The organism is Streptomyces sp. (assembly GCF_050698815.1).
Taxonomy (GTDB): Bacteria; Actinomycetota; Actinomycetes; order Streptomycetales; family Streptomycetaceae; genus Streptomyces.
In genome coordinates this window covers 1-4,632 of the sequence record NZ_JBOHCV010000303.1, presented here as the reverse complement: position 1 = coordinate 4,632, position 4,632 = coordinate 1, and the positions used below count along the sequence as shown (strand labels likewise).

6 protein-coding genes are annotated in these 4,632 nt (G+C 73.1%); 5 read left to right on the top strand and 1 reads right to left on the bottom strand.

Annotated elements, in window-relative coordinates:
• The 4 genes from ACRDP3_RS10930 to ACRDP3_RS10915 all read left to right on the top strand — a co-directional run.
• Positions 1–704 (top strand): acetate--CoA ligase family protein (locus tag ACRDP3_RS10930; RefSeq protein WP_431516683.1); only part of this gene is annotated, 704 nt, incomplete at its 5' end.
• A gap of 28 nt (positions 705–732) precedes the next feature.
• Positions 733–1,317 (top strand): DUF5998 family protein, encoded by a 585-nt coding sequence (locus ACRDP3_RS10925; RefSeq protein ID WP_431516682.1) that lies wholly within the window; start codon positions 733–735, stop codon positions 1,315–1,317.
• Complete coding sequence (locus ACRDP3_RS10920) at positions 1,317–2,510, top strand: alkaline phosphatase family protein (RefSeq protein ID WP_431516681.1); 1,194 nt, start codon at positions 1,317–1,319, stop codon at positions 2,508–2,510. The genes ACRDP3_RS10925 and ACRDP3_RS10920 overlap by 1 nt, the downstream gene beginning before the upstream one ends.
• A gap of 53 nt (positions 2,511–2,563) precedes the next feature.
• Positions 2,564–3,256 (top strand): thymidine kinase, encoded by a 693-nt coding sequence (locus ACRDP3_RS10915; protein WP_431516680.1) that lies wholly within the window; start codon positions 2,564–2,566, stop codon positions 3,254–3,256.
• Positions 3,257–3,296: 40 nt separating this feature from the next.
• On the opposite strand, the gene ACRDP3_RS10910 is transcribed toward ACRDP3_RS10915, so the two are convergent.
• Positions 3,297–4,121, bottom strand: a complete 825-nt coding sequence (locus tag ACRDP3_RS10910; RefSeq protein ID WP_431516684.1) for a VOC family protein — start codon at positions 4,119–4,121, stop codon at positions 3,297–3,299.
• 181 nt (positions 4,122–4,302) lie between these two features.
• Here ACRDP3_RS10910 and ACRDP3_RS10905 point away from each other — a divergent pair.
• On the top strand, positions 4,303–4,632 hold a 330-nt coding region (locus ACRDP3_RS10905; RefSeq protein WP_431516679.1), incomplete at its 3' end, for a sulfurtransferase.

Sequence of the window (4,632 nt, the reverse complement as noted above, 5' to 3'; positions counted from 1 at the left end):
CCCTGGAACGGCCGCGCGGCCGCGTCCTCGTCCCCGGGGACGCGGCCGCCCTGCTCGCCTGCTACGGCATCACGGTGCAGGCCACCAGCCCCGCCCCCGGTCCGGACGAGGCCGCCTCCGCCGCCGGCCGCCTCGGCTATCCCGTCGCCCTGAAGACCACCGCACCGCAGCTGCGGCACCGCGCGGACCTGGGCGGCGTGCGCCTCGACATCGCCGGCGAGAAGGAGCTGCGCCGCGCCTACACCGAGCTCACGGACTCCCTCGGCAAGCCCGCGGAGTTGCGCCCCGTCGTCCAGGCGATGGCGCCGCGGGGCGTCGACACCGTCATCAGGGCCGCCGTCGACCCCTCCATCGGGGCCGTGCTCACCTTCGGACTCGCCGGCACCCCCTCCGAGCTGCTCGGGGACGTCGCGCACCGGCTCGTCCCGGCCACCGACCGGGACGCCGCCGAGCTGGTGCGCGCCATCCGCAGCGCGCCCATCCTGTTCGGCTGGCGCGGTGCGCGGTCCGCCGACACCGGAGCCTTGGAGGACCTGCTGCTGCGGGTCTCCCGCCTGGTCGACGACCACCCCGAGATCGTCGCCGTCGACCTCGAACCCGTAGTCGTCGCTCCGCGCGGCCATACCGTGCTCGGCGCCACCGTCCGGGTCGCCGAGGCCCCGCCGGAGGCCGACCTCGGCCGCCGCAGCCTGCCCGCCTACTGACCGTCCGCGGGCCCGTAGGATGGCCCGTATGGCGAAGACCGGTACGACGACCCAAGGGCTGCGCGCGGCGATCGAGCGCAGTGGCTACTACCCGACGCTCGTGGCCGAGGCCGTCGAGGCCGCGGTGGGCGGCGAAGCCGTGGATTCCTACCTCGTGCACCAGGAGACGACCTTCGACTCCAACGAGGTCCGCCGCCATGTCACCGTCCTCGTCCTCACCGGCACCCGCTTCATCGTCAGCCACACCGACGAGCAGCCCGCGGACGGCACCTCCTCCTCCCCGTACGCGACGACGTCCACCGAGTCGGTGAAGGTGCAGCGCATCTCCTCCGTGGTGCTCTCCCGCGTCGTGGCCGACCCGGAGTCCTACACCGCGGGCACGCTGCCCCGCGAGGTCGTGCTCACCATCGGCTGGGGCGCGGTCTCGCGCCTCGACATGGAGCCCGCCACCTGCGGCGACCCCAACTGCGAGGCGGATCACGGCTATACGGGCTCCGCCACCGCCGACGACCTCTCGCTCCGGGTCAGTGAGGCAGCCGACGGTCCGGACACCGTCCGGCAGACCCTCGCCTTCGCGCAGGCGCTCTCGGAGGCGACGGTGACCCCGGCCTGATGGCACAGCCCGTCACCGCGGACCAGCGGGAGCCCGCGCCGCTCGACCCCCGCACCGCGCCCGTACCGAAGTACGGCCACGCGTCGCTGTCGGACCTGCTCCCGGCGATCGTCGCGGCACAGGGAGTGGCCGGGCCGCAGACCGCACTGTCCCTCGAACCGGCCGACCGCGCCTGCGTGTTCCTGGTCGACGGCATGGGCTGGGAAGCCCTGCGGGCACACCCGGAGGAGGCCCCGTTCCTCACCTCGCTGCTGCCCGGCTCCCTGAACGGCACCGGGGCCCCCCTCACCGCCGGTTTCCCCTCCACCACTGCGACCTCGCTCGCCTCCGTCGGCACCGGCCTGCCCCCGGGGCTGCACGGACTGCCCGGCTACACCGCCCTCGACCCGGACACCGGCCGGCTGATGAACCAGCTGCGCTGGCGGCCGTGGACGGACCCGTACGTCTGGCAGCCGTACCCGACCGTCTTCCAGCTCGCCGACGCCGCCGGGATCGCCGCCAGCCAGGTCTCCGCGCCGCACTTCGAGCACACCCCGCTCACCCAGGTCGCACTGTCGGGCGGGACCTTCCACGGCATACTCAGCGCCGAGGACCGGATGGACTTGGCCGCCGACCGGCTCGCCGCCGCCGACCGCGCCCTCGTCTACACCTACTACGCCGAACTCGACGGCCACGGACACCGCTACGGCCTCGACTCCGACGCCTGGCGCGGCCAGTTGATGTACGTCGACCGGCTCGCCCAGCGCCTCGCCGAGCAGCTGCCGCCCCGCTCCGCGCTCTACATCACCGCCGACCACGGCATGGTGGACGTCCCGATGACTCCGCAGGCGCGGTTCGACGTCGACGAGGACTGGGAGCTGAGCGCCGGCCTCGCCCAGCTCGGCGGCGAGGGCCGGATGCGGCACTTGTACGCGGTGCCCGGCGCCTCGCGCGACGTGTACACCGTCTGGCGGGAGGTGCTGGCCGACGCGGCCTGGGTGGCCACCCGTGAAGAGGCCATCGAACTGGGCTGGTTCGGGCCACGGATCGATTCCCGGGTGCGGGCCCGGATCGGCGACGTGGTCGTGGCCATGAGCGGGGACGCCGCCGTCGTGGCCACCGACCGCGAGCCCAAGGAGTCCGCGCTGATCGGCATGCACGGCTCCGCGACAGCGGCCGAACAGCTCGTCCCGCTCCTCGAAGTCCGTACGTAGCCACCCCCCCCCGTCCACCCCGCCCCACCGCACGCAGAGAGGCCCACGTTCGCATGCCAGAGCTGGCGTTCTTCTACGGAACGATGGACTGCGGGAAGAGCACGCTCGCTCTCCAGATCGAGCACAACCGCTCGACCCGCGGCCTGCGGGGCATGATCTTCACCCGCAACGACCGGGCGGGGGAGGGGCGGCTGTCCTCCCGGCTCGGTCTGGTGACCGAAGCGGTCGAGGCGGGCGAGGAGTTCAACTTCCACGCCCACCTCGTCAAGCACCTCACCGCGGGCGGCCGAAGCGACTACGTGATCGTGGACGAGGCGCAGTTCCTCGCCCCCGAGCAGATCGACCAGCTCGCCCGCGTCGTCGACGACCTCGGCATGGACGTGTTCGCCTTCGGTATCGCGACCGACTTCCGCACCAGGCTCTTCCCCGGTTCGCAGCGGCTGATGGAACTGGCCGACCGCATCGAGGTGCTGCAGGTCGAGGCGCTGTGCTGGTGCGGAGCCCGGGCTACCCACAACGCCCGTACGGTGGGCGGGAAGATGGTCGTCGAGGGCGCGCAGGTTGTCGTCGGCGACGTCGGGGACCCGACCGGCGAGGTCGGCTACGAGGTGCTGTGCCGCCGTCACCACCGCCGCCGGCTCACGGCGACCGCGGCCGGAGCGGGCGCGCTCTCCCCGGACGTACTGCCGATCGACGCCCCTGCGACCCCGCACGTGACCGAAACCGCCCCCTTCGGGTCACGCTGAACCGGGCATCGCGGGACCACGGGCCCGCCCGCCGGCCGGGTCAGGCCGGTGCCGGTGCCGGTGCGATCACGCTGAACTGGGCGCCTTCCGGGTCGGCGAACGTCGCCACCCGCCCGTGCGGCGAGTCCTCCGGCTCGCTCAGCACCCGGCCGCCCAGCTCGTGCACCCGCCGGACCGCGGCGTCGGTGTCCCCGACGGCGAAGTACGTCTTCCAGTACGGACCGCTCTCGTGCGGGAGTGCCTCTCCGGCCCCTTGAATCCCGGCCACCGGGGTGCCGTCCAGGTGGAGCGTCAGTCGGTCGAGGCCGGCTGGGCTCTGGGGCGTCGGCCCCGGCTCGTATCCGAAGACGCCGGGGTAGAAGTGTCCGGCCGAGGTGGCCTCGCGGGTCACCAGTTCGTGCCAGACGGGCGTGCCCGGCGCCCCTGCCTCGGCGGGGCGCAGGCCGCGGTGCCGGGCGGCGTGCCACACCCCGAAGTTCGCACCGGCCGGGTCCGCCGCGATCGCCATCCGGCCGGCGTCCTCCGCATCGAGCGGTCCCACCGCGACGGTGCCGCCGCGTTCCCTGATCAGGTCGGCGGTCGCGTCCACGTCGTCGCTCGCCATGTAGGGCAACCACGCGACGCGCAGCCGACGGCCCGGCGTGATCTCGCCCAGTCCGGCGACCTCGCGGCCGTCCAGCGTGGCGCGTACGTACCGGCCCAGCTGCCGCGGCCCCGAGGAGAACTCCCAGCCGAACAACTGGTGGTAGAACTCCTGGCCTTCGGCCAGGTCGTGGACCAACAGGCTTGCCCAGCAGGGTGTTCCGGGGGCGTGCTGTCCGGGGGTGTGGCCCTGGTGCGGGTTCCGCGTCAGTGGCTCCGTCATCATGGTCTCTCTCCTTCATGACCGTCATCGATGCGGTCGCGTCATGGTATTTGGCGTGACATCCGTAGGATTCGTGCCCGTGCGCATGTTCGCACCACTTGCGGTGCTGTGGCCGCCGTCCGCGCCGGTTACTTCCTTTTCAGTCCGGTCTGTCGCCGGGCGACTGCGCGAAAATGGCGGAATGACAGCCATCACGTCCGCATCGGCCCTCGCGGCTGACCTCGCCCAGGGCAACGCCCCCGTCCTCCTCGACATCCGCTGGCAGCTCGGCGGTCCGCCCGGCAGACCCGCCTACGAGACGAGTCACCTTCCTGGCGCGGTCTATGTCGACCTGGACACGGAATTGTCGGGCCCGGCCACCGGGCACGGCCGCCATCCCATGCCCGAACTCGCCGTTTTCGCAGGGGCGATGCGGCGTGCCGGCGTCCGGGCGGACCGGCCCGTCGTGGTCTACGACGGCGGCCAGTGCTGGGCCGCGGCCCGCGCGTGGTGGCTGCTGCGCTGGGCGGGT